General features: G+C 66.4%; 2 protein-coding genes. One reads left to right on the forward strand and one right to left on the reverse strand.

The features are described 5' to 3' along the window. A partial coding sequence (locus tag EN742_RS31440) for a ComEC/Rec2 family competence protein (RefSeq protein WP_148670391.1) occupies positions 1 to 1229 on the reverse strand: 1229 nt, incomplete at its 3' end. 102 nt (positions 1230 to 1331) lie between these two features. On the opposite strand from EN742_RS31440, the gene gltX reads away from it, so the two are divergent. Then, on the forward strand, positions 1332 to 2533 hold a 1202-nt coding region (gene gltX, locus EN742_RS31445; RefSeq protein WP_128333696.1), incomplete at its 3' end, for a glutamate--tRNA ligase.

Here is a 2533-nt window from a genome sequence, read left to right on the forward strand (position 1 = left end):
AGCATCACCGCCAGCATGATGAAGCTGCGTTCGGCCGCGACCACAATGCCGGAAAAGACGAGATAGGCGGCGATCGAGACGAGTGCGGCGGCGGCGGCATATTTCTTGACCGGCCGGCGCGAGGCGAAGTCGGGAAACAGCGCAAAGGCCCCGCGCAGCAAGAGCATGATGGTGCCGGCGACCAGCGCCATGTGCAGGCCCGAGATGGAGATGACGTGATAGATGCCGGTGCGCCGCATCGCCTCGTTGATCTCATCGGGGATGCCCGCTCGCACGCCGACTATCAGTGCGGCGGCGATCTCGCCCTCCGGGCCGCCGACCTGGCCGCGGATGTGGTTGGCGATGCTCTCCCGCGCCTTCTCGATCGTGGAAGCCAGGCGCGCCGAGGGCGGCGCATCTTCGCTGGCGATTGTCTTTGGATTGCCAAGGAAAAAGCCGCTGGCGCCGATACCGGAAAAATAGCTGTCGAAGGAGAAGTCGTAGCTGTCGGGCCGCACCGGGCCGGTCGGCTGCAGCAGCCTTGCATAGCCGGTAAGCAGCGAGCCGGCTGTCATATCAGCAGGTACTTTCCGTGCCGAAAGCCGGACCCGCTCCGGCGCGTAGCGCAGCTTTGGGTGAGCGGTGGAGATCACATCGATCGTCAGCCTGACGCGGCCGTTCTCCATTTCCTCCAGGCTAACGAGCCGGCCGGTCAGGCGGGTCTGGATCTCGGAACCGAGCATCGGTGTCGCGGCGCGCCAGGTCTCGACCTTTGCGGCGAGAAAGCCCAAGGCGCAGAAGAACGCCGCCATGAAGAGCAGATGCGTCCTTGGCCGTGGGCGCGAAACGAGCGCGCAGACAGCCATCAGCGCCACTGCCAAAAGCGGCCTGTACAGGTCTGGCTCGGCGTTCAGCGAGAAATAGAAGATCACGCCGGCAGCCAGGAACACCGGCACCAGCAGGAAGCCGATGCCGCGATCAAGCTCGGTCGTGGCCGCGGCGCCGATGCTGCGATGAAACGCCGGCCATGAGACACGGCCAAGCTGCTTGCCGAGCCGCGTGATGGTTGCCATCGGCGAGGCCGGGCGGAATCCGCCGACATCAGGCGGCAAAATCTCTTTGGCCGGACGCGACTCCGGAAGCCAAACCGGCGCTGTTTCGACAGGCGCTGTGTCGGCAAACAGCAGGCGCTCGCTGACGCCAGCTGTCGTCCCCTCGCCCTCCACCGTGCCCCGGCCTCGTCCAGCCATCGGGTCTGCCCCTTGCGCCCCAGACCTCCTATGCTACATGAACGCGCGAAGCGCGAAAGTCCGCGCAATCACGCCCGCTTCCTATGCCAGCCTGAGAGTGCCATGTCCGACAAGGTCGTCACCCGTTTTGCCCCCTCGCCGACAGGCTACCTGCACATTGGCGGAGCGCGCACGGCGCTGTTCAACTGGCTCTATGCCAGGCACTCCGGCGGCACGATGCTGCTGCGCATCGAGGATACCGATCGCGAGCGCTCCACCGAGGCGGCAACCGCTGCCATCCTGGACGGACTAACCTGGCTCGGCCTTTCATGGGATGGTGAGGCGGTTTCGCAGTTCGAGCGCGCGCCGCGCCATCGCGAGGTGGCCGTTGATCTCGTGCGCCTGGGCAAGGCCTATTACAGCTATGAGACGCCTGCGGAGCTCGAGGCGATGCGCGAGGCGGCGCGCGCCAAGGGCCTGCCGCCACGCTATAACGGCCAATGGCGCGACCGCGACCCGTCCGAGGCGCCGCCCGGCATCAAGGGCGCCATCCGCATCAAGGCGCCGGCCGAGGGCGAGACCGTCGTGCACGACCGGGTGCAGGGCGAGGTGCGCTTTCCCAACAAGGACCTCGACGACTTCATCATCCTGCGCTCGGACGGCAACCCGACCTACATGCACGCCGTCGTCGTCGACGATCACGACATGGGCGTCACCCACATCATCCGCGGCGACGACCATCTGACCAACGCCGCGCGCCAGACCGTGATCTACAACGCCATGGGCTGGGATGTGCCTTCGATGTCGCACATCCCGCTGATCCATGGCGCCGACGGCGCCAAGCTGTCGAAGCGGCACGGCGCGCTCGGCGTCGAGGCCTATCGTTCGATGGGCTACTTGCCGGAGGCCCTGCTCAACTATCTCGCCCGCCTCGGCTGGAGCCACGGCGACGACGAAGTCATGTCGATCAAAGACATGATCGGCTGGTTCGACATCGGCGACGTCAACAAGGGCGCCGCCCGCTTCGACTTCGCCAAGCTCGAGGCGCTGAACGGCGTCCATATGCGCAAGATGGACGATCATGCGCTGTTCGACATCTTCGTCGCCACCCTGCCCTATCTCGAAGGCGGCCCGGCGCTCGCCGCCCGGCTCGACGACAAGAAGAAGGCGCAGTTGCTCGCGGCCCTGCCCGGGCTTAAGGAGCGCGCCAAGACGCTGGTCGAACTGGTCGACGGCGCCGGCTTCCTGTTTGCCGAGCGGCCGTTGCCGGTCGACGAAAAGGCGGCGGCGCTACTTTCCGGCGAGGCGCGCGCCGTCCTCCGCGG

The sequence above is a fragment of the Mesorhizobium sp. M4A.F.Ca.ET.020.02.1.1 genome, from assembly GCF_004022645.1.
Lineage (GTDB): Bacteria > Pseudomonadota > Alphaproteobacteria > Rhizobiales > Rhizobiaceae > Mesorhizobium.